At 40.6% G+C, this 21,195-nt stretch carries 24 protein-coding genes; 12 read left to right on the forward strand and 12 right to left on the reverse strand.

Features of this window, described 5'->3' with window-relative positions:
- Window positions 1-13: 13 nt before the first annotated feature.
- The 4 genes from ON073_RS09270 to ON073_RS09285 all read right to left on the reverse strand — a co-directional run bounded on the left by ON073_RS09270 (window position 14) and on the right by ON073_RS09285 (window position 2,615).
- Window positions 14-454: a DUF4426 domain-containing protein gene (locus ON073_RS09270; RefSeq protein WP_274761604.1), complete on the reverse strand. Its 441-nt coding sequence runs from the start codon at window positions 452-454 to the stop codon at window positions 14-16.
- Window positions 455-547: 93 nt separating this feature from the next.
- Window positions 548-1,084 carry a YggT family protein gene (locus ON073_RS09275; protein WP_274761605.1) on the reverse strand — a complete coding sequence of 179 codons (537 nt, stop codon included), beginning with the start codon at window positions 1,082-1,084 and terminating at the stop codon, window positions 548-550.
- The gene (gene proC, locus ON073_RS09280) at window positions 1,084-1,905 is read right to left on the reverse strand and encodes a pyrroline-5-carboxylate reductase (protein WP_274761607.1); all 822 of its coding nucleotides are present in this window, start codon (window positions 1,903-1,905) and stop codon (window positions 1,084-1,086) included. The genes ON073_RS09275 and proC overlap by 1 nt, the downstream gene beginning before the upstream one ends.
- A gap of 23 nt (window positions 1,906-1,928) precedes the next feature.
- Window positions 1,929-2,615: a YggS family pyridoxal phosphate-dependent enzyme gene (locus ON073_RS09285; protein WP_274761609.1), complete on the reverse strand. Its 687-nt coding sequence runs from the start codon at window positions 2,613-2,615 to the stop codon at window positions 1,929-1,931.
- Window positions 2,616-2,652: 37 nt separating this feature from the next.
- On the opposite strand from ON073_RS09285, the gene ON073_RS09290 reads away from it, so the two are divergent.
- From ON073_RS09290 to ON073_RS09300, 3 genes are read left to right on the forward strand one after another with little or no spacing between them, the layout of a single operon-like run.
- Window positions 2,653-3,702 (forward strand): type IV pilus twitching motility protein PilT, encoded by a 1,050-nt coding sequence (locus tag ON073_RS09290; protein WP_274761610.1) that lies wholly within the window; start codon window positions 2,653-2,655, stop codon window positions 3,700-3,702.
- A 15-nt stretch (window positions 3,703-3,717) separates the two neighbouring features.
- Window positions 3,718-4,848 carry a PilT/PilU family type 4a pilus ATPase gene (locus tag ON073_RS09295; protein ID WP_274761612.1) on the forward strand — a complete coding sequence of 377 codons (1,131 nt, stop codon included), beginning with the start codon at window positions 3,718-3,720 and terminating at the stop codon, window positions 4,846-4,848.
- A 14-nt stretch (window positions 4,849-4,862) separates the two neighbouring features.
- The gene (locus ON073_RS09300; RefSeq protein WP_274761613.1) at window positions 4,863-5,759 is read left to right on the forward strand and encodes a hypothetical protein; all 897 of its coding nucleotides are present in this window, start codon (window positions 4,863-4,865) and stop codon (window positions 5,757-5,759) included.
- Window positions 5,760-5,767: 8 nt separating this feature from the next.
- Here ON073_RS09300 and ruvX read toward each other — a convergent pair whose 3' ends face one another.
- The 4 genes from ruvX to rsmE are packed head-to-tail and all read right to left on the reverse strand — an operon-like array spanning window position 5,768 to window position 8,559.
- Window positions 5,768-6,208 (reverse strand): Holliday junction resolvase RuvX, encoded by a 441-nt coding sequence (ruvX, locus tag ON073_RS09305; protein WP_274761615.1) that lies wholly within the window; start codon window positions 6,206-6,208, stop codon window positions 5,768-5,770.
- Window positions 6,208-6,777, reverse strand: a complete 570-nt coding sequence (locus ON073_RS09310; RefSeq protein WP_274761616.1) for a YqgE/AlgH family protein — start codon at window positions 6,775-6,777, stop codon at window positions 6,208-6,210. The genes ruvX and ON073_RS09310 overlap by 1 nt, the downstream gene beginning before the upstream one ends.
- A gap of 24 nt (window positions 6,778-6,801) precedes the next feature.
- Complete coding sequence (gene gshB, locus ON073_RS09315) at window positions 6,802-7,761, reverse strand: glutathione synthase (RefSeq protein WP_274761617.1); 960 nt, start codon at window positions 7,759-7,761, stop codon at window positions 6,802-6,804.
- Between the two features lie 54 nt (window positions 7,762-7,815).
- Window positions 7,816-8,559: a 16S rRNA (uracil(1498)-N(3))-methyltransferase gene (gene rsmE, locus ON073_RS09320; protein WP_274761618.1), complete on the reverse strand. Its 744-nt coding sequence runs from the start codon at window positions 8,557-8,559 to the stop codon at window positions 7,816-7,818.
- 73 nt (window positions 8,560-8,632) lie between these two features.
- On the opposite strand from rsmE, the gene ON073_RS09325 reads away from it, so the two are divergent.
- From ON073_RS09325 to ON073_RS09335, 3 genes are all read left to right on the forward strand, one after another.
- Window positions 8,633-9,532, forward strand: coding sequence for an ABC transporter ATP-binding protein (locus tag ON073_RS09325; RefSeq protein ID WP_274761619.1), 900 nt, complete (start codon window positions 8,633-8,635; stop codon window positions 9,530-9,532).
- Window positions 9,525-10,541 (forward strand): ABC transporter permease, encoded by a 1,017-nt coding sequence (locus ON073_RS09330; protein WP_274761620.1) that lies wholly within the window; start codon window positions 9,525-9,527, stop codon window positions 10,539-10,541. Before ON073_RS09325 ends, ON073_RS09330 begins: the two co-directional genes overlap by 8 nt.
- 83 nt (window positions 10,542-10,624) lie before the next feature.
- Complete coding sequence (locus ON073_RS09335; RefSeq protein ID WP_274761621.1) at window positions 10,625-11,071, forward strand: globin family protein; 447 nt, start codon at window positions 10,625-10,627, stop codon at window positions 11,069-11,071.
- Here ON073_RS09335 and ON073_RS09340 read toward each other — a convergent pair.
- Window positions 11,068-11,964, reverse strand: a complete 897-nt coding sequence (locus tag ON073_RS09340; protein ID WP_274761622.1) for a DUF350 domain-containing protein — start codon at window positions 11,962-11,964, stop codon at window positions 11,068-11,070. The genes ON073_RS09335 and ON073_RS09340 overlap by 4 nt on opposite strands.
- 72 nt (window positions 11,965-12,036) lie before the next feature.
- Between ON073_RS09340 and glnE the strand changes: the two genes are divergently transcribed.
- Window positions 12,037-14,826, forward strand: a complete 2,790-nt coding sequence (gene glnE, locus ON073_RS09345) for a bifunctional [glutamate--ammonia ligase]-adenylyl-L-tyrosine phosphorylase/[glutamate--ammonia-ligase] adenylyltransferase (protein ID WP_274761623.1) — start codon at window positions 12,037-12,039, stop codon at window positions 14,824-14,826.
- A gap of 23 nt (window positions 14,827-14,849) precedes the next feature.
- Here glnE and ON073_RS09350 read toward each other — a convergent pair whose 3' ends face one another.
- The 3 genes from ON073_RS09350 to tolC all read right to left on the reverse strand — a co-directional run bounded on the left by ON073_RS09350 (window position 14,850) and on the right by tolC (window position 17,945).
- Window positions 14,850-15,419 (reverse strand): TcpQ domain-containing protein, encoded by a 570-nt coding sequence (locus ON073_RS09350; RefSeq protein WP_274761624.1) that lies wholly within the window; start codon window positions 15,417-15,419, stop codon window positions 14,850-14,852.
- Window positions 15,420-15,638: 219 nt separating this feature from the next.
- On the reverse strand, window positions 15,639-16,565 hold the full coding sequence (gene lpxL, locus ON073_RS09355; protein WP_274761625.1) for an LpxL/LpxP family Kdo(2)-lipid IV(A) lauroyl/palmitoleoyl acyltransferase: 927 nt from the start codon (window positions 16,563-16,565) through the stop codon (window positions 15,639-15,641).
- 99 nt (window positions 16,566-16,664) lie between these two features.
- Complete coding sequence (gene tolC / locus ON073_RS09360) at window positions 16,665-17,945, reverse strand: outer membrane channel protein TolC (RefSeq protein ID WP_274761626.1); 1,281 nt, start codon at window positions 17,943-17,945, stop codon at window positions 16,665-16,667.
- 193 nt (window positions 17,946-18,138) lie between these two features.
- Here tolC and ON073_RS09365 point away from each other — a divergent pair, with 193 nt between their 5' ends.
- The 5 genes from ON073_RS09365 to ON073_RS09385 all read left to right on the forward strand — a co-directional run.
- Entirely contained in the window at window positions 18,139-18,762 is a 624-nt protein-coding gene (locus ON073_RS09365) for an NUDIX domain-containing protein (RefSeq protein WP_274761627.1), read from the forward strand.
- Window positions 18,756-19,202 carry a DUF1249 domain-containing protein gene (locus ON073_RS09370; protein WP_274761629.1) on the forward strand — a complete coding sequence of 149 codons (447 nt, stop codon included), beginning with the start codon at window positions 18,756-18,758 and terminating at the stop codon, window positions 19,200-19,202. The genes ON073_RS09365 and ON073_RS09370 overlap by 7 nt, the downstream gene beginning before the upstream one ends.
- Entirely contained in the window at window positions 19,189-19,971 is a 783-nt protein-coding gene (locus ON073_RS09375; RefSeq protein ID WP_274761631.1) for a metallophosphoesterase, read from the forward strand. The genes ON073_RS09370 and ON073_RS09375 overlap by 14 nt, the downstream gene beginning before the upstream one ends.
- Entirely contained in the window at window positions 19,953-20,519 is a 567-nt protein-coding gene (locus ON073_RS09380; RefSeq protein WP_274761632.1) for a YqiA/YcfP family alpha/beta fold hydrolase, read from the forward strand. The genes ON073_RS09375 and ON073_RS09380 overlap by 19 nt, the downstream gene beginning before the upstream one ends.
- Window positions 20,520-20,620: 101 nt before the next feature.
- The coding region (locus tag ON073_RS09385; protein ID WP_274761633.1) for an ATP-binding protein at window positions 20,621-21,195 on the forward strand (575 nt) is incomplete at its 3' end.

Below are 21,195 nucleotides of genomic sequence, written 5' to 3' on the forward strand. Positions count from 1 at the left end.
GTTTTATTCAGACTTAATCAACATAGAATTTTTGTTGAAACTTCAACACTTCCGTTTTGTTTTGTCCTTTAATATCAAGCTTGAAGCGATAAAGCTCTTCATTACTATAGCCAAGCTCGGCAATGTAATAAATGGCTTCACCATCAACAATCTCTTTAAAAGAGAGCTTTTCGGTATGCCCCAATAAGTTTTTAGCAGTGCCGGAAATTGTCACTTTTTGCGCTGCTTTACTTTTTTTATTAAGCACTGAAATATTGATAACAGCATTATAATTGCTTCGTTCAATGCCGTAATGCTGAGCTATTTTAGGTTGTAATACAGTTGAAGGAAATGCGATATAGTGGACTTGCCAATTGCCAAGCTCTTTATATTGACCACCTTGTTCGGTATTGGCGAAAACAGTTGTGGTTATAAATACACAACATGCTAAACAAAGTGAAATGAGGGTTTTCATAATTCGCCCCTTATATGGAAAAATTAATATTAGTATAGATGACAAAAAAGCCGCACTTTGCGGCTTTTTTATTCTACCTCAATTTATTGGTTTTTATCTAAATAAATCAAGGAATAGGATTTGTAAGAATTGTAATCCGATAATCAAGATAAGAATCGATAAATCTAACCCGCCAATCGGTGGGATAATTTTACGAATAGGGCGTAGCATTGGCTCTGTAAGCTGATGGAAAATGGCCTCAATCGGATTATAGCCTTGGCTTACCCAGCTTAAAATAGCGCGGATAATTAATACCCAAAATACTAAATTCAAGCCTTCTTTAATCACCGTAATTACGCTGCCAATAAGAACCGTTAATGGTTCTAATCCACCAAAAAATAACAGTGAAATTGTGACAATTTTTAATGCTGCGACGATTAAGGCAAGCATTAAGGAGGCTAAATCAAAGCCGCCTAGTCCGGGTATTACTTTACGAATAGGGTTGAGTAACGGGCTGGTGGCTTTTACTACAAATTGACTGAGCGGGTTATAAAAATCGGCACGTGCTGTTTGCAGCCAAAAACGCAGTAATACTACCATTAAATACAAGTCAAAAATGACTTCGACTAAAAATCGAAATGCATCATTCATTAGAATTCTAGCTCCATTTGTTGTGCACGAGCGATACACGCATCCATCGCATCGGCGACAGTTTGTGCTAAGTTTTGCTGCTCTAAATGCGCAATGGCCGCAGCCGTTGTGCCACCTTTTGAAGTAACATTAGCACGTAACTGACTGATTGATAAGTCAGGAGATTTTGCCACCATATCGCTAGCACCTACAGCCACCTGCTGTACTAATTGACGGGCTTGCTCGGCATCAAAACCAAGTGACATGGCTTTTTGCTCTAACGCTTCTAGAAATAAGAAAACATAAGCAGGTGATGAGCCAGTTACTGCAATGATATCGTTAATTTGCTCTTCTTTATCAAGCCACATGACAATACCGGTTGCACTGAATACTTCAGTTGCAAACTGTCTTTCTTCATCGCTCGTATTGTCACTAAATAACCCGCTAACGCCTTTTCCTTGAAGGCTTGGCGTATTTGGCATGCAGCGTATCATTTTAACCGGGTGATCTAACATTTCTTGTAAACGTGCAACTTTAATACCCGCAGCAACGGAGATAAACACTTTGTCTTGGTAAGCGATGCCAGAATCTTTAATTGTTTGACATAACGCTTCCATCATCTGTGGTTTAACCGAGAGCACAACAAAATCTGCTTGATTAATGGCTTGAATATTATCGCTAGTAACTTGAATACCAAAGTCATCGCCAACTTTAGCCAATTTCTCAGCATTGCGGTTGGTTGCGATAATATGATCTGGGCTGAAGCCACTGTTAACAAGACCGCCAATAATGGCGTAACTCATATTCCCGGTTCCAATAAATGCAATGGTTTTTTGTGACATAAGGACTCTCTTTTAGTGTTAAATTAGTTTCTTGGGCCGAAGATATCAGTGCCAATTCGCACCATGGTACTGCCTTGACTGATTGCAGCTTCAACATCGTTACTCATGCCCATTGAAAGCGTATCTATAGTTGGATATTGGGATTTTAATTCTGTAAAACAACCGTGAAGTTTGGCAAAGCTGGCTTGCTGCTCGCTGGTTGTTTCGCTTTTCTTCGGTATTGCCATTACACCACGCAGTACTAAATTTTCAGCATTGGCAACGAAAGAAGCTATTTCAGGTAACTCGTCAATTGTACAGCCTGACTTGGTTTCTTCATCATCAATGTTAATCTGGATAAGGACATTTAATTTAGCGATATTGTGCGGGCGCTGCTCATTAAGCCGTCTGGCAATTTTGATACGGTCAACACTTTGTACCCAATCAAAATGAGTTGCTACAAGTGCGCTTTTATTTGATTGAATAGGGCCGATAAAATGCCATTCAATATCGTTTAATTCAGATAACTCATTGATCTTATCTACGGCTTCTTGCACATATGATTCGCCAAATTGGCGCTGACCTGCATGGTAGGCTTCTCGGATTAAAGTACTAGGCTTTGTTTTGCTGACCGCCAATAAAGCCACTTTTTGCCCTGAAATGTGAGAATTTTTTATCGCTTTTGCGATTCTGTCATAGGCTATTTTAAGTCGTTCTGCTATTGTAATCATATAATTATTCAAAAAAGTAACTTAGTGGAGCAATCCAATGGACATTACTGAATTACTGGCATTCAGTGTGCAACATAATGCATCAGATTTACACTTGTCATCAGGTGTTTCACCTATGATCCGCGTTGATGGCGACGTAAGACGAATTAATATCCCCGCACTTGGACCAAAAGACGTAAACGGCTTAGTGTATGATATTATGAATGATAAGCAGCGAAAAGAATACGAAGAAAACCTAGAATGTGACTTTTCTTTCGAAGTTCCTAACTTAGCGCGTTTCCGTGTTAATGCCTTTAATTCAAACCGTGGTCCAGCTGCTGTATTTCGTACTATCCCAAGCACGGTTTTAACCCTTGAAGACTTAGGGTGCCCTGAAATTTTCAAAGATATTTCAAACAACCCGCGTGGTTTGGTATTGGTAACAGGGCCGACGGGTTCTGGTAAGTCAACCACGCTTGCTGCAATGATTGATTACATTAACGCTCACAAGCATCACCACGTTCTGACTATCGAAGACCCTATCGAATTTGTTCATGACAACAAGCAAAGCTTAATTAACCAGCGTGAAGTGCATCGTGATACGCACAGCTTTAACAATGCGCTTCGTTCAGCGCTTCGTGAAGACCCAGATGTTATTCTGGTTGGTGAATTACGTGACCTTGAAACGATTCGTCTTGCAATGACTGCAGCAGAAACGGGTCACTTAGTATTTGGTACACTTCACACCACCTCAGCACCAAAAACCATCGACCGTATTATTGACGTATTCCCAGGTGAAGAAAAAGACATGGTACGTTCAATGCTCTCTGAATCACTGCGTGCAGTAATCTCACAAACTCTTGTGAAAAAAGTAGGTGGCGGACGAATCGCAGCACACGAGATCATGATAGGTACACCAGCAATTCGTAACCTTATTCGTGAAGACAAAATTGCACAAATGTACTCGTCACTTCAAACGGGTGCATCGCATGGTATGCAAACGATGGATCAGTGTTTAGCTAATCTACTTAACCGCGGCTTAATCACACAGCAAGATGCTTATGCAAAAGCGCATGATAAGAATAACTTCGGAGCAGGCGCCCGATAGTTTGTAGAGGTATTTATGTACAATCTTGATCATTTTTTAAGACAAATGGTAGAGAATGAAGCATCGGATTTATTTGTTTCAACACATCTACCGGTAAGTGCCAAAATAAATGGTGAGTTACGTCCTATTGGCCAAGCTGATTTATCTGAAGATGAAGCACTTGCAATGGTTGAGTCGGCTATGACGGAAAAGCAAATTAAAGAGTTCCACGAAACTAAAGAGTGTAACTTCGCGATTGCACGTGATTCAGGTCGTTTCCGTGTATCCGCTTTTTGGCAACGTGATAAAGCGGGTATGGTTATTCGTCGTATCGTAACCACTATTCCTGAAGTACAAGACCTTGGCTTGCCGACAGTACTAACTGACGTGATTATGTCAAAACGTGGTCTAGTGCTGTTTGTGGGTGGTACAGGTACCGGTAAGTCAACATCACTGGCTGCGCTTTTAGGCTATCGTAACCGTAATCAACGTGGGCATATTTTAACCATTGAAGATCCAATTGAATTCGTACACGAACACCAAAAGAGCATTGTAACTCAGCGAGAAGTGGGGCTTGATACTGATAGTTTTGAGTCTGCGCTGAAAAGCTCACTTCGTCAGGCACCTGATGTTATCTTGATTGGTGAGATCCGCTCTCAAGAAACCATGGAATATGCATTGTCATTTGCTGAAACAGGTCACTTATGTGTGGCAACACTGCACGCCAACAACGCGAACCAAGCAATTGACCGTATTATGCACTTAGTACCTAAAGAAAAGCACGACAAGTTAAAGTACGATTTAGCACTTAATTTACGCGCTATTGTGGCGCAGCAATTAGTGCCTACCAGTGATGGCCATGGACGTGCAGCTGCCATTGAAATATTACTTAATTCGCCAATGGTGGCAGAGCTTATTAAACGTGGTGAGGTGGGTGCAATTAAAGAAACCATGTCTAAATCACGTGAAATGGGCATGCAAACATTTGACCAAGCGCTCTTTGATCTCTATCAGCAACACCGTATTAATTACGCGGATGCACTGCATCATGCTGATTCGCCAAATGATTTACGTTTGATGATCAAGCTGCGTAATAATGAACAGCAGGGTGCCGGCTTCTTACAAGGGGTAACTGTTGATGGTCTTGATGGAGATAAAAATCAGTAGTAAGTGAAGCGCCTATGTTGAAGTTATGCCGTTTTAAAGTTTTAGTATTCATTTTATTTAATCTGTTAACAGGTTTTGCTGCATATGCTGCAAAATCACCCAATGAGATTGATATGTATATCAGAGATGATGTGTATGTTGATTTTCAGGCGTTTGTTGCAGGTCGTGATGTGCATGAAATTACCTCTTTTACAGGTTATCGCATGCGCCGTGATGTAGTGGACATGGTGCTTGCTTTGCAAGCACTTAAACTCGGTGGCTTTAACAAAGAGTTTAACTATCAAGTTGGTAAAGTCACGCTCAGAAATACCAATATTTTAGAGCGTGGCAAACAGCTGCTTAGTTTTGATACTTACTGGTATGCTGATGCTGAAAAAATTACTGAATATGCTTATATCTCCGAACCTGTGTTTCGCAAAGGTGAATATTTAGCAGGCATTTTTGCGCACCCTGAAAACCGAAAAGTGTTTGCTATTGATAGCCTTGACGACTTCAGAAAATTCTCTTCAATTTCAACACCGCGTTGGCATGCAGATTGGGAAACTCTTAAGAGCTTGAAGCTTAAAAAGCTATACCAAGATGATGAGTGGTTACAGCAAATTCGCGCAGTCGATAAAAAGTGGGCTGATTTTGTTTTACTGCCTTTTATGCCTGCAGTAAATAATCGCTATAAATTGCACTCTCTTGAGCTATTGGCAGTGCCTGGCATCGCGCTCACATTTAACGACAGTCGTCATTATGTAGTGAGTAAACAACACCCTGATGGAGAAGCTGCGTTTGCTGCACTGCAAAAAGGTTTGGCTATTCTTGCCGAGCAAAAGCGCATTAAATCTGCGTATATTGAGGCGGGTTTTATTCCTGAAAAAGGCAGTGTAAAAGTGTTAAATAGCGAGTTGATAAATAAAGACTAAGCAATTGCTTAGTCTCCATAAAGGCTTTCAAAATAGCTTTCTAAGATAATTTGTGCTGACATACTGTCAACTTTCCCTTTGGCGAGATTGCGATAACCTCCGTGGTCAAATAAGCGAGCTTTTGCGTCTGCTGTGGTTAAACGTTCGTCTTGAACTTCAACGTTGTAACCAAACATGCCATGTAAACGTTTAGCAAACTTTTTCGCTTTGAACGTAACTTCTTGATTGGTGCCGTCCATATTTAGTGGTAAACCAACAATTAATAGGTCGGGTTGCCATTCATCGAGTATCTTCTTTAAATTATCCCAGTTAGGAATACCGTCTTTCGCGGGCAGAGCATTGAGTGCCGTTGCAGTTCCTGATATCTCTTGCCCTACAGCAATACCAATACTTTTAGTACCAAAATCAAAGCCCATAAAAGTGCGTTGACCTATTGGATTTTTACTCATTAAGCATGTCCTGAATAAAGCGAAAGCTTGTTTAAATCAATACCTAAACTTTCTATCGCTTTTTGCCAACGCATATGCGCTGGGGTGTTAAAAATTATTTCTGGGTCAGCTGGCACAGTAAGCCAGGTATTTTCAATTAACTCGCGCTCAAGTTGGCCAGGATCCCAGCCTGCATAGCCTAAGGTAATGAGAAATTGATCAGGTGCATCATGGCTCGTTAACTCATGCAATACATCTTTAGATGTGGTTATCATGATTTCAGAGCTGATGGCAGAGCTTGAGCTGTAACCTGGTTTGCTGCTGTGTAATACAAAACCGCGGTCGGTATGAACGGGTCCTCCAGACAAAACCGCAATACTGCTATTACTTGCCATTTTGTTATTTTCAATATCAATCTGGTCGAGTAATTCACCAACGGTTAAATTAGTTGGCTGATTGATAACAAGCCCCATTGCGCCCGATTCATCGTGTTCACAAATGTATGTCACACTATGTTTAAAGCGCGGGTCGGGCATGTTTGGCATTGCAACTAAAAAGGTATTTCGTAATGACTCGGTTTGCTTACTCATCGATTAGCACCTTTTGCCTTATCTTTAGCTTTTAGTATGCGCTAGTTTTTGCTCAATTGCGTCGAATAACTTACCAGTAATTGAAATATCATAAGCCGCTTCAATTTCCTTCACACAAGTTGGCGCTGTTACATTAATTTCGGTGAGTTTGTCACCAATAATGTCTAGACCAACAAAAATAAGGCCTTTTTCAATTAATGTTGGTGCTACCGCTTCGGCAATTTTACGCTCAACCTCGGTGATTGGGCGCGCTTCGCCTCGGCCGCCGGCTGCTAAATTACCGCGGGTTTCACCACCTTGTGGAATACGCGCCAAGCAATAGGGAATAACTTCACCATTAACTACCAATACGCGCTTATCGCCATCTTTGATCGCTGGAATGTAATTTTGTGCCATTGCATATTGGCTGCCGTGTGCTGTTAGTGTTTCGCAAATAACACCAATATTTGGGTCATCTTGTTTAACGCGGAAAATTGACGCACCACCCATGCCATCGAGCGGTTTAAGAATAATGTCTTTGTGCTCTTCTAGAAATGCACGGATATGTGATTGCTCACGCGTTACTAATGTATCTGGGGTGTGTTCACTAAACCAAGCAGTAAATAATTTTTCGTTAGCATCGCGTAAGCTTTGAGGTTTATTAATAACCAGCGTACCTGCTTGCTCTGCACGTTCTAAAAGATACGTTGCATAAATATATTCGGTATCAAAAGGTGGATCTTTACGCATTAAAATCACGTCTAAATCAGCAAGGGCGATTGCTTGCTTCTCTTCAAGTTCATACCATTTTTCTGTGTTATCAAACACAGTGGCAACTGACGAGGTTGCGAAACTTTGCCCACCACGTAAAAACAGGTCATTCATTTCCATATAATGAATTTCAAAACCACGTTTTTGCGCTTCGAGCATCATGGCGAAGCCGGTGTCTTTTTTAATATTAAATCCTGCAATAGGATCTGAAATAATGCCAAGCTTAATCGTCATGTTAGTTTCCTTTATTTTCAACTCTCTATGTTATGGGGGTGCTTAAGGTTTAAATCAAGCCAAATCCCCATATGCAAGTTGCAATGCTGATAAAACAGTGAGCGCTGCGGTTTCAGTACGAAGTACACGTGGCCCAAGTTTAATGTCGATAAAATTGGCAGCTTTCGCTGCTTGGATTTCACCATCGGTAAAGCCTCCCTCAGGCCCAACGACAAAACGTATGCTGTGGCGATTGAAGTTGCTAATGCTATCAATGGTTTTGATGCTGTGCTCGGCACGTGGGTGTAACGTCAGTTTGGTTTCATCTGTTTGTTGTGCAAGCCATTGCTCAAGTTTAATGGGAGGATGAACAACGGGCACAAAATTGCGACCAGACTGCTCTGCTGCAGCAATTGCAATTTTTTGCCATTGCTGGTGCTTTTTATCAAGGCGTTCACCTTGCAGTTTAACACCACAGCGTACGCTAAAAAGCGGGGTGATTTCTGTAACGCCCAGCTCAACCGATTTTTGAATGGTGAAATCCATTTTTTCACCGCGAGAAATCCCTTGTCCTAAATGGATTTTTAGCGGTGATTCACAGCTTACATCGTGAAATTCATCTACGGTTACAAACACATTTTTCTTATTCGCTTGTGAGATGGTACAAAGGTATTCACCGCCTTCGCCATTAAATAGGCTAACCTGTTGTCCTTGCTGCATTCTTAAAACGCGGCCTATATGTCCAGCGGCATCGTCGCCAAGTTGCAGTTCGGTGCCGACAACAATTGGACCATCTTGATAAATATGGGGAATGCGCATAATGACTCTCGAAGATTAATATGCTTATATGGTATGAAAAGCCAATCAATAAAGGCAAGTATTAAAGGCGCTTATGACAACAATTCTTGAAGTAAAGCAGCTCTGCAAACAGTTTTCTGATTTCTGTGCGGTCGATAAAATCGATTTTAAAGTGGCGAAAGGGTCTTGCTTTGGTTTGCTTGGGCCAAATGGCGCAGGAAAAACTACCACAATTGAAATGCTCGAAGGAATATTAGCCCCGAGCTCAGGTGAAATTTTATTTAATGGTGAGCAGATCACCCGTGACGATTTCCAGAAATTAGGTATTCAGTTTCAACATACTGCGCTGCAAGATTATTTAACGGTGCGTGAGACACTTAATTTATTTTCCTCTTTTTATAGTAAAACTGTACCTATTGATACCTTAATAGCTCAATGTCAGCTGAGTGATTTTATTAATGTAGATCACCGAAAACTGTCTGGAGGGCAAAAACAGCGTTTATTGCTAGCACTTGCATTAATTAATGATCCAGAACTTATCTTTTTAGATGAGCCGACAACGGGACTTGACCCCCACAGTCGTCGCTTATTTTGGGATTTAGTGAATGACATTAAAGCACAAGGTAAAACGATTTTACTCACGACACATTATATGGATGAAGCCGAGTATTTATGTGATCAAATCGCGATTATGGATAAGGGAAAAGTGATAGCGATGAATAGCCCAGAGAATCTATTACGCGAACATTTTAAAGGTGCACTTATCTCTTTACCGAAAGAGAACCTGCCGCCATCGCATCAGATGAGCAATGTGCAGTTTAGTCAAGACAGTGCGCTTATTCATACCGACGATACCGAAGCCACTATTGCGAGCTTATTAGCGCAGCAAATTTCATTGCAAGGGCTGCAAATTAAATCTGCTAATTTGGATGATTTGTTCCTCAAATTAACGGGACATGCGCTACAAAATGAAGGAGAGCCGCAACATGTTTAAACGATTTTTAGCGGTACTTGTGGCGCGAAACTATGAGTTTTTTCGCGATCGCTCAGCGCTTGGTTGGAACCTTGCTTTCCCAATTTTGTTAGTGGTTGGCTTTGCGTTTATTTTTAAAAATGATAATCCAACCTTGTTTAAAATTGGCTATTTAGGCGATTTGCAACAGCACAGTATTAGCCAGTATAAACATTTAGAATTTATTGAATATAGCGATAAATCAAATGCGATTGATAAGCTTAGGCAGCATAAACTGGATTTATTGGTGAGTTTTCAAGATAGCCAATATTGGGTTAATGCAAGCTCAGCTAATGGCTATATTGCTGAAAAACTGCTGCTTGCAGAAACCACACAACATCACACCAGTGAGTTTATCAAAGAGACCATCGAAGGGCAGGAAATTCGTTATTTAGATTGGGTAGTGCCCGGTATTCTAGCGATGAATATGATGTTTTCATGCTTGTATGGTGTAGGTTATGTGATTGTACGCTATCGCAAAAATGCGGTGTTAAAGCGTTTAAGTGCAACACCATTAAAACCTGTTGAGTTTTTAGCGGCGCAAATTGTGTCGCGCTTACTGATAGTGGTTGCGCTTACCTCAGGCATTTTTGTGGCCTGTAATTTTATCTTTGATTTTTATTTGTTGGGTAATATGTGGTGGTTATTGCTGCTTTGCATATTAGGGGCGTTTGCACTTATTTCACTTTCGTTACTGATTGCCTGTCGCTCGGAATCTGAGGAATTTACGGGGGGTATTTTAAATTTAGTCTCGTGGCCGATGATGATGTTATCTGGGGTGTGGTTTTCCCTTGAAGGTAGCCCCGCGTTTGTACAAGCAATTTCTCAAATCTTCCCGCTTACACAAATGTTGATTGGGGCACGAGCGGTCATGCTTGAAGGCGCAGGCTTTGTTGAAATTGCACCGCAAATCTTTATTTTAGTTGGCCAGAGTATCTTATTTTTGCTGTTAGGTTCGCTGTTGTTCCGTTGGAAAGGGCAAACACGTTAGCTTATTTATTTTCGCCTAGTACAAGTTGGTATTCTTAGCTAACTGGACTAGGCTTTTGTTATCAAAAACAAAATAATAATGCTATGACGCCACAACAAATCGAACTTGTGCAATCGTCTTGGGAAAAAGTCGTGCCGATTGCCAGTGACGCAACCACCATGTTCTATCAGCGCTTGTTTACCATAGCGCCCCACCTAAAACCCTTGTTTAAAGGCGATATAGAAGAGCAGGGAAAGAAGCTTGCCACCATTTTAACCACTGTGGTGCGAGGGCTTAAGCAACTTGATAAGTTAGAGATGGCTGTATGGCAATTAGGACGACGTCATATTGCCTATGGCGTCTCGATGCCCGACTACCAGCCCGTTGCTGAAGCGTTGCTTTGGACTTTAGAGCAGGGCTTAGGTGCAGACTTCACTGTGCAAACAAAAGAAGCTTGGGTTGGCGCCTACACATTACTTGCAAGTGTAATGCAGGCTGGCGCCGATTATCCCTATGCGAATTTTTCGCTTTGGAAAGCAGAACAAGGCTAAATTGAGAATAAGCGGATAAGCAAAATACCAATTGCAAGATGCACTGCAAGTTCAATATTTGCAATGCCGATATTATCTTGTTGCTCAACCTCTATATTGGTTTGCACTTTTGGTAGCGCTAATTTAAGTACCAAAAATGCAGTAATCTGATGCAGTGCAACAAATACAATTACATTTAGCAAAATCATAATGATGTTGTCGATAAAGTTGCCTGGAATAAATTCAATGCTCGACAATGCAGCAAATATCGCCAGTGATAAGGCAATCATACGGGCCGCAAAGCGAAGCCCCAGTGAGGTGTTATCATAGGCAAAATAGGTTTGCAGTGATGCACCTTGGTTGGTTGCTGAAAAGCCACGTTCTTGCCAACGAGTGTGCAGTAAAATAACAATTTGAATCGCGCTAAAAGCAATAATATCGGTAAGAAAGGTATTTAAATTGGTTGCTTTTGACCATTTGTATAAACCTAATACCACGATTGAATTTGCCAGTAATACGCCAGTATCTATTAATGCAGCGCACATATTTCGTTTTTCAATTGCTCTAGCTTCATTGAAGTCTGCCAAAATAAGTTTGTTATGGATCCACTTACCTAACCAGATAAAACTCAATGCTAATGCGAGTGCTAAGGCAAGATGAGGTAGGCTTTCTTGCCACTGTGCAAGGTTAAATTCTCTTGCGATAAACCCCACTACTAAAATAATACTGAAAATTGATGAGGCATAGCTGATGCCCATCGCAAAGTTGTCTTTCTTGGCGAGTTCATTCATTAAGTCGTGATCAGAGCTTGAAGCGCGTAATTGCTTCTTTACCACCATAAGCACTAATAATACTAATAAGCCGGTAATGGCAAATGCGACTAAAAGATCGTTCGAGAGCGTGATATAAGACATAAAAATAGCGTTCTTTTTTGCTAAGATGCTAACCTAGCATGAAAAATTAATTGTTAAGAGTGTAAGTAAGTTATGGAGTTAGCACAAGGTTTGCAACAGCTCGGGCAGCAGCGTTTTGCTGAACTGTTTGATGAAGACAAGGTAGATCCTAAAATTATGACGCTATTGTCATTAAGTGACTTTGCTTTTCGTATTTTAGAGCAGCACCCAAACTTTATTAATTACTTACAAGACCAAACTTGGCTTGCAACGCGACATACGCCAGAGGTTTTTCAACAATCGCTTGAAACAATTGATGAAGGTGCTGCTTTTCAAGCTTTAAGAGAATACCGCAACTTATACTGGCTTAAATTAGCCTACTTAGACTTGGTTGATGGTAACGATATTCGCGACAGCATCAGTTATACCTCTCAGTTAAGTGAAACCCTGATTGATTCAGCTTATCGCTGGGCCTATGCGCAAGTAGCGAGTGTTTGGGGAAAACCCATCGATAGTGACGGCCTTGCAATGCCTATGTTGATCCTCGGCATGGGTAAACTTGGCGGGTTTGAACTGAATTATTCATCTGATATTGATTTGATTTTTACCTATCCCTACCAAGTTGAAACACAAGGCGGGCGAAAGTCGTGCGAGGCACAGGTTTTCTTTACTAAGGTTGCACAAAAAACCATTGCTGCACTTAATCAAGTAACTCCTGAAGGGCAAGTATTCCGGGTGGATATGCGTTTGCGTCCATTTGGCGACAGTGGTCCTTTAGTTATGAGCTTTAACGCCATGGAAGAGTATTACCAAGAGCAGGGCCGCGACTGGGAGCGCTACGCCATGTTGAAGGCGAGGTTATTGGGAAGTGAATCATCCTATTGGCAGCAATTTTATGACCTTTTAAGGCCGTTTGTATATCGCAAGTATATTGATTTTTCGGTGATTGAGTCACTTAGGAAAATGAAAGCGTTGATTGCTCAAGATGTAAGACGTAAGGGGTTAACGGAAAATATTAAGCTTGGTGCTGGTGGAATACGTGAAGCAGAGTTTGTGGTGCAAGCGCTACAAATGATCCGAGGTGGGCGTGAGCCAAGCCTACAAGTGCAATCGTTTTGCAGTGCACTTGAAGCACTTGCAGAGCTTAACGAAGTACCAGAAGATGTTGCCGCTACACTGACCGATGGTTATTTATTTTTACGCCGCATTGAACAATATTTACAGCAATTTGATGATAAGCAAACGCAAACTTTGCCACAAGATGAGCTTGGCCAGCAACGCTTAAGTGCCTTACTAGGTAAGCAGCAATATGCTGATACCATCGCCGAGATAAACGCTCAAATGGCAATTATTCACACTGAATTTAACGCCATGATTGGTTCAGAAGAGGATGATGAGCAAGAAGTTGACTCGCGCTATGAATTACTTTGGGAAAAACCCAGCATTGAGGTGATTTCATCGCACCAATTATTTGCTGGAGATACTGATTTTTATAGTGTATTGCATGATTTTAAAGTGCTTGGCAGTAAACGGAAACTGGGCGGTCGCGGCCGCGATGTGCTTGATAAACTTATGCCTAAATTATTGCAGCAAGCTGATAAATGCGGCTGTCAGCCAAGCATTTTGAAACGTGTTTTAGCTGTAATCGAGAAGGTAATTTCACGTACTGCCTATTTAGAATTATTGCTAGAAAACCCAGGTGCTCTGAATCAACTATTTAAACTGTGTGCGCATAGTAAATGGATTGGCGATCATTTAGCCTGCTATCCAATTTTGCTTGATGAATTAATCGATCCAGCTCAGCTTTATCGCACGCTGCCACTGACTGGGTATGAACAAGAAATCCGTCAGTATTTCTTAAGAATTGACGAAAATGACCTTGAAATGCAAATGGAGGCGTTGCGTCAATTTAAACAAACACATCAATTAAAAATTGCGGCAGCTGATGCCACAGGTGTACTTGATGTTATGAAAGTAAGTGATCACTTAACAGCGCTTTCAGAAGCCATTGTAAGTCAGTGCGTTAACCTAGCATGGCAGCAAATGGTAGCACGTTTTGGTTATCCGCCAGCTGCAAATGACGATGAAAAAGGCTTTGCAGTGATTGCCTATGGCAAAGCTGGTGGCATTGAGCTAGGTTATGATTCAGACCTTGATTTAGTCTTTGTGCATAATAGTGACGGTATTGGTCAAACAAATGGCGACAAGCAGATTGATGCACGTCAGTTTTATTTAAAGCTCGCTCAGCGTTTACTGCATTTATTTAATACACGCACAGCTTCCGGCATTCTTTATGAACTTGATACCCGTTTACGTCCTGAAGGAGCGTCTGGCTTATTAGCAATTAATATTGAGACTTATCGAGAGTATCAACTTAAACAAGCCTGGACTTGGGAGCATCAGGCCTTAGTGCGTGCCAGAATGACCTATGGTCAAACTCAATTACAAGAGCGCTTTAAATCCATTCGAAAAGAAGTACTGTCGCTGACACGCGAACAACAAAAGCTAAAAGATGACGTTGTTAATATGAGACAAAAAATGCGCGATCACTTGATGAAAGGGGATGAGGTATTTTTTGATATTAAACAGGGGCTAGGTGGCATGGCTGATATTGAATTTTTAGCCCAATATTTTGTACTAGCAAATGCCCATCAACAGCCGTTAATCTCAGAGTATTCGGATAACATTCGTATTTTTGAGCGCGCCGCGGAACTTGGTTTAATTGAACAAAATGAAAAATTGTCGCTTACATCGGCTTATTGTGAACTACGTGAGTTATACCACCAAGTCAGTTTACGCCAAGAGGCAAAACTTGTTAGCGTGGCAACTGTTCAAGATAAAACTCAAGCAATAATTGCTATTTGGCAAAAGTACTTAGCGTGAGTTTATGGTAAATGGTAACTGTGTTAAAGCGTTGCTTTAACACAGTTGTCGCGCACATATCGGGTAGGATTTTCGGTGATTACTGCAGTACCATGTTTATAGCAAAAAAAACCAAAGACATCATTTTCAAAGTCACTGTCGATGGCTTTTGAAACTTGGTAAAGTGTGGTGATAAACGTTTCATCGACACGGAAATTGTCTTTAATGATGTAGTCTTTATCGAGATACCATAAAAACTCAATACCTTCTTGCTCAGCAAACTCAGAAAGTACCTCTTTAAGGGTTTCACCTTTATCAAAGCGGCGCGCTTTTATTTCACCACGCCAGTTAGCAGGTACTTTATTTGAAGTGCTGCGTTGTTTTAGTTTTTCAGCCAGTGATATTTCAGGCTCCCCTAAAAGGATTACGTACTTTTCACGCTCGGTCATCGAGTTAAGAGTGCTGCGAAAACTATTATAAAAATTTGAAAGGCCTTCAGCCGCTGGGTTAGATTTTGTACTTGTATCAATCACCGGGCCTTTCCCCAGCAGTAAATACAGTGCAGCTGCAACTAAGATAATACCTAGGGATAAATGTTTAATCCAGAACCACACAACAACTCTCACAATGTTTAAAATTAAAGCAGGTCAATAATAGCTTTAACCTAATATCAATTTGCATAATACTAATTTCGTATTTTAAGTTGAAATTTAAATTAATATAAGAGCTTAGTTGGTTAATAGCAGCAGCTAAATAGCACAGTAACTAGTTGGTGTGAAATGAGTTGTACCCAAATAGTAAATAGTTTTACTATTTGGGCGAACTAAGACAAATTACTTTTTATAATGAGATTCAGCGTTTGGATCTTTTTGTGTTTTAAAGCGACGGTGCAACCACAAATACTGCTCAGGCGCTTTACGAATAGCATCTTCCATTGCTTTGTTTACACGGGTAACGTCATTTATATCATTGCCCGTTGGGAAATCATCAAACACAGGGCTGACATCTAAAAAATACTTACCGTCTTTACGGTAAGTTGAAAGTGCTACTGTTTCACTGTTTTTACTGCTAGCAAAAATTAACGTACCTGTTGTAGTACAGGTTTCTTCTACTGCAAAAAAAGGCACAAATTCGGAGCGTTTTCGGCCATAGTCTTGATCCGGTAAGTAGTAACAAAGTTTTTGTTTGCTAAGCGCTTTTAATAAGCTTTTTACATCACGTTTGGTCACTAACGCTTCACTAAAGCGCAGGCGGCCATTAACAATAATGTATTCCATTAACGGGTTATTGTGTGGGCGATAAAAACCCACACCGGTATTTTGAATGCCCATCATACGACCTGCAACTTCGAGGTGCATCATATGTGGCACTAACATCAGAACACCTTTACCACTGTTAATCGCATTTTCAATATGATGATAACCGGTAATGCCGCCAAAGTGTTTATTAGCACGCCACTGGGGCCACCACCACGCCATACCCGATTCAAAAATGGCAATGCCTGTATTTTCTAGGTTTTCTTTTACAAGTTTGGCTTGTGCTGTTTTATCTAATTCAGGAAATGCCAGTGCAATATTGACCTCGGCAATTTTGCGGCGCTTTTTGACAAAACGATAAACTAAACGACCAAGTACTTTACCAAGGCCAATTTGTAGTTTGTATGGTAACCATGAAAGCAAATAGAGAATAAGTACGCTTAACCAAGTAAGCCAATATTTAGGTGCGAGAAAAGAATATGAAAAAGGCGCTTTAGTTATCACAATATCATTTGCAAAAAGTAAAAAATTAGCGCGAGTATATCAAAAAGAAAGGAAAACGTGGGAATAGATTTATTCCCACGAAAAATTACATTACCGTGGTTAGTTTAAACCGCGGTTAATTGCTTCAATATCACTGCGAGACAGTGTACCTTCAGCAAGTTTTAAACCAAGAGTGGATACTACATAACGGTAACGCACCGCTGATAAGTTACGGCTTGCATCGTATAAGTTACGAGTACTAAGTAATACGTCAACAATAGTACGTGTGCCCACTTCAAAACCCGCTTCTGTTGCTTGCAAAGCACTTTCAGCAGATACCACTGCTTGTTCAAGTGCGCGATATGTTGCGATATCTGACACTACTTGGTTGTAAGATGTACGTACTTGCTTGTTTACATTACGGTATGCACTTTCAAATTCTTGGCTAGCAGCAACAAAATATTCCGTTGCTTGGTTTACCGCAGCTTGTGTACCACCACCTTGGTAAATAGGCACAGAGAAACCTAAGCCTACTTTAGTTTGGTCCATACGAGGGCCAGTTTCACCAAGGCTATCACCATAAGAAGCAGATAGTGTCAGCTTTGGATAGTGTCCTGCTTTTGCTTGTTCAATTTGCTCTTTCGCAATGTCTACAGATACGCGAGATACTTGCAGTGAAATATTATTTTCTTTTGCTGACTCAACAAACTCAGTGCTCTTACGTGCAGGCTTTACCGTTGAGAATTTATCCGTGTTAAGGGCATTAAGTTTTTCGTGGTATTTACCCGTGATTTCACCAAGTTCTTCGCGTGCTGTTTCAACATCATTGATTGCCACAATTTCGCGAGCAACGGCATTATCGTATTGTGCTTGCGCTTCATGTACATCAGTAATTGCAGTAAGACCTACCGCATGGCGTTGTTTTGTTTGCTCAAGCTGGCGTTCAATTGCACGCTTTTCTGCGCGAACAAACTCTAAATCGTCTTGGCGTGCAAGCACGTTAAAATAGGCATTTGAAACACGAACAATGAGATTTTGCTGTGCTAGCTGATAGCTTGCATCTGCTTGAAGAGCTTGCTTCTCTGCAATATTTAATGATTTCCATGAGCCTAAATTGAATAGGTCTTGGTCTAATCTAATACCGCGGCTAAATACATCCGAGTCACCCAGATCACCGTCTGTTTTTTCATAACCCATTGTTGCACCGATTTGCGGTAGTAAACGAGCCATTGCGATATCAGTACTGTATTCTTGAGCGTCGCGTGTTGCTTTCGCTTTTAATACCACAGGGTCGTTAGCAAGTGCGATTTCGTATACTTGCATTAAGTCTTCTGCATTTGCATGCGTTACTGAAAAGCCACATGTTAATGCAACAAGCGCAGATAATAGTTTCTTTTTCATAGTTGTTGTCATCCCCAGACAATTTTTGAAAGCATCTTAGCGTGTTTTTTTATTGATTAGAAAAACAATACAGTAAAACAAAGTATTCAAGTGTAACAGAATATGAAAAATTCGTTTTATTGACTTATTAAGCTAAAATACCGAAAAATCGATAGATTATCGAATAGATTTTAAACTAATTGATTCGTTTAATATGGCCAAAATTACAAAATTCAACCAATCAGATGTAGAAATAGTCGCTAAAAAACGTACATTTAACAGTTTCTTCAAAATAGACGAATACCATTTTCGTCATGCGTTATTTGCTGGCGGCCAGTCCGACATCGTTGTTCGTGAAATTTTTGAACGTGGCGATGCCGTTGCGGTCTTACCCTATGACCCAAAATTGGATGCGGTATTACTTATTGAGCAAATCCGTATTGGTGCACTGAGTGACAAGAAGTCGCCATGGCTATTGGAAGTGATTGCCGGGATGACAGATGGCAGTACCGATTACGAAAGCGTAGTCAAAAAAGAAGCGAAAGAAGAGTCTGGTATTGAGCTTAGTAACATTGAGTTTATGTTATCGTACCTTTCGAGCCCCGGCGGTACCTCTGAGCGTTTATACCTATATTATGCTGAAGCGGATTTATCACAAGCGGGTGGGCTTTTTGGTGTACCTGATGAAGGTGAAGATATTAAAGTGCATGTTTTACCGGTTAAGCGGGCGTTTCAGCTACTTGATGAAGGTGAAATGGATAACGCAGCCACTGTGATTTGTTTGCAATGGCTTAAACTGAATATTGAAGCAATAAGAGAGAAGTATCTTACGTGTTAGCACAGGCTTATCGACAAAATTTACCGAAATATATTCGATTATGTGAGCAAAATTATGCACGCATAAACCGCCTGTTGCCAAAACAAAATGATAAGGGCGCTGTAAATAAAGTATTAGTTGGCGGTTTTGAATTTACCTTAACCGTGTTAGAAGCATCGCCATATACAAATCTCGTATCGTTAAAGCAGACTGACAATCAAGTGATTGGGTTTACACGGCCAGACTTAAATGTGCGTGTGTATCATGATGCAAAAGTCGCTGAAGTAGTATGTAAATATTATCCAAAACGGGTTAAACCTGCATATGGTTACCCCAACCCAGATATGCACCAAAAAGATGAGAAATATCAACTTAATGCGTTTTTAAAAGATTGGCTGGAATACTGTATCAACCAAGGCAGAAGTACATTTCATTGGGATACCGACCATGGCGTGGTTTGAGCAAAAAGCGCAGATTGAGAGTAACCAATTAACACTGATTCATATCACCGATAGCCATGTTTTTGCGAATCACGAAGGTGAATATTTTAATGTTAATACGGCAAATTATCTCAATAAAACTCTCGAACGCATAACGTCTATTGACTGTGATGCGATTATTTTTGGCGGTGATTTAACGCAAGATCACAGTGAAGAATCGTATCACTTATTCGCGCAACTTGTGGTGGATGCAGGGCTTGCTGACAAGCTTTTTTGGTTGCCGGGCAATCATGATGAACTTGATGTCTATAACCGTGTCTTTAGCCAGTATGGTATTGGTAGTTGCAAGCTTTTGCAAAACTCTCATTGGCAAGTGTTATTGGCAAATTCCAAAGGACCAACACCTGCGGGGCTTATTTGTGAAACGCACTTCACTGAAATAGCATCTGAGCTTAACAATAGCGAAAAATTTACCTTAGTATTTACACATCATCACCCCATTGCCATTAATGGTTATCTCGACAAACACATCTTAGAAAATGGCGATGAGCTGCTTAGTTTACTGTCACATCATAGTTATGTGAAAGGCCTTGTTCATGGTCATGTGCACAATGAATACAGCTGGTTATTTGACGGTTTCGCTGTATTTGCAACGCCTGCCACATCAATTCAGTTTGAGAAAAATACCTCAGATTGGCAGCAAGTTGACTTAGGTCCGGCGTTTCGTGTGATACGATTACAACAAAATGGCAGTTTAAGCACACAGGTCGTATGGCTAAACAACGCGTAATTTACATTCATGGTTTTAATAGCTCACCAGAATCATTTAAAGCACAACAAATTGGTCAGTATTTAGCGAAACATCATGATGTTGAGTATTTAGTACCAAAATTAAACCACGAACCGAGAGAGATTTTGCTGACGCTCGAAGCGTTAATAACACCTAATACAAAATTAATAGGCAGTTCACTCGGTGGTTTTTTTGCTACTTTTTTATCTCAACGTCACCAGTTACGAGCGGTTGTTGTGAACCCAGCGGTTGCTCCATTCAATTTAATGAAGGATTATCTTGGTCAGCAATATAATCCTTACCAAGATTATTACTATGAAGTAACAACACAGCATGTCGCTGATTTACAGCAGCTGTATGTTAATTCACTTTCTTCACCACAATTATTATTCCTTTTACAACAGATGGGTGATGAAGTATTAGATTTTTCACAGGCGGTCGATTATTATAAAAACTGCCGTCAGCGTATTGAATTTGCTGGCGATCATAGTTTTATTGGGTTCGAACGTTATTTTCCAGATATTGTAGATTTCCTGAAAATATCGTAAAACAGTTATAACTTAAAAAAACGCGCTAAAACCTAGAATTTTTTTACCCACAAGGGAAACTAGGTCACCAAAGATAATTAATATAAAAAGAACCGCATTTCATGACGACACAAGATTACAATGCAGAAGCCATTGAGGTATTAAATGGACTTGAACCGGTAAAACGCCGCCCAGGCATGTATACCGATACCACCCGTCCTAACCACCTTGGTCAAGAAGTTATCGATAACAGTGTGGATGAAGCTTTAGCGGGGCATGCATCGAAAATAGATGTCATTCTCCATGAAGATAATTCACTGGAAGTAATCGATGATGGCCGTGGTATGCCAATTGATATTCACCCAGAAGAAGGTATTCCTGGGGTAGAGCTGATCCTTACTAAACTACACGCAGGTGGTAAGTTCTCTAATAAAAACTACCAATTTTCGGGTGGTTTACATGGGGTTGGTATCTCGGTAGTAAATGCCTTATCAACAAGGGTATTGGTTACAGTTCGTCGTGATGCCAAAGTGTATGAAATTGCCTTTGAAAACGGCGATAAAGTGCAAGACTTGACCGAAGTCGGTACTGTGGGTAAGCGCAACACAGGTACTTCTGTTCATTTTTGGCCTGATGCCAGTTATTTTGATTCTGCCAACTTCTCTCTTAGTAAGCTAAAGCATTTATTAAAAGCAAA

It is taken from the genome of Pseudoalteromonas sp. G4 (genome assembly GCF_028875915.1).
Classification (GTDB): Bacteria; Pseudomonadota; Gammaproteobacteria; order Enterobacterales; family Alteromonadaceae; genus Pseudoalteromonas.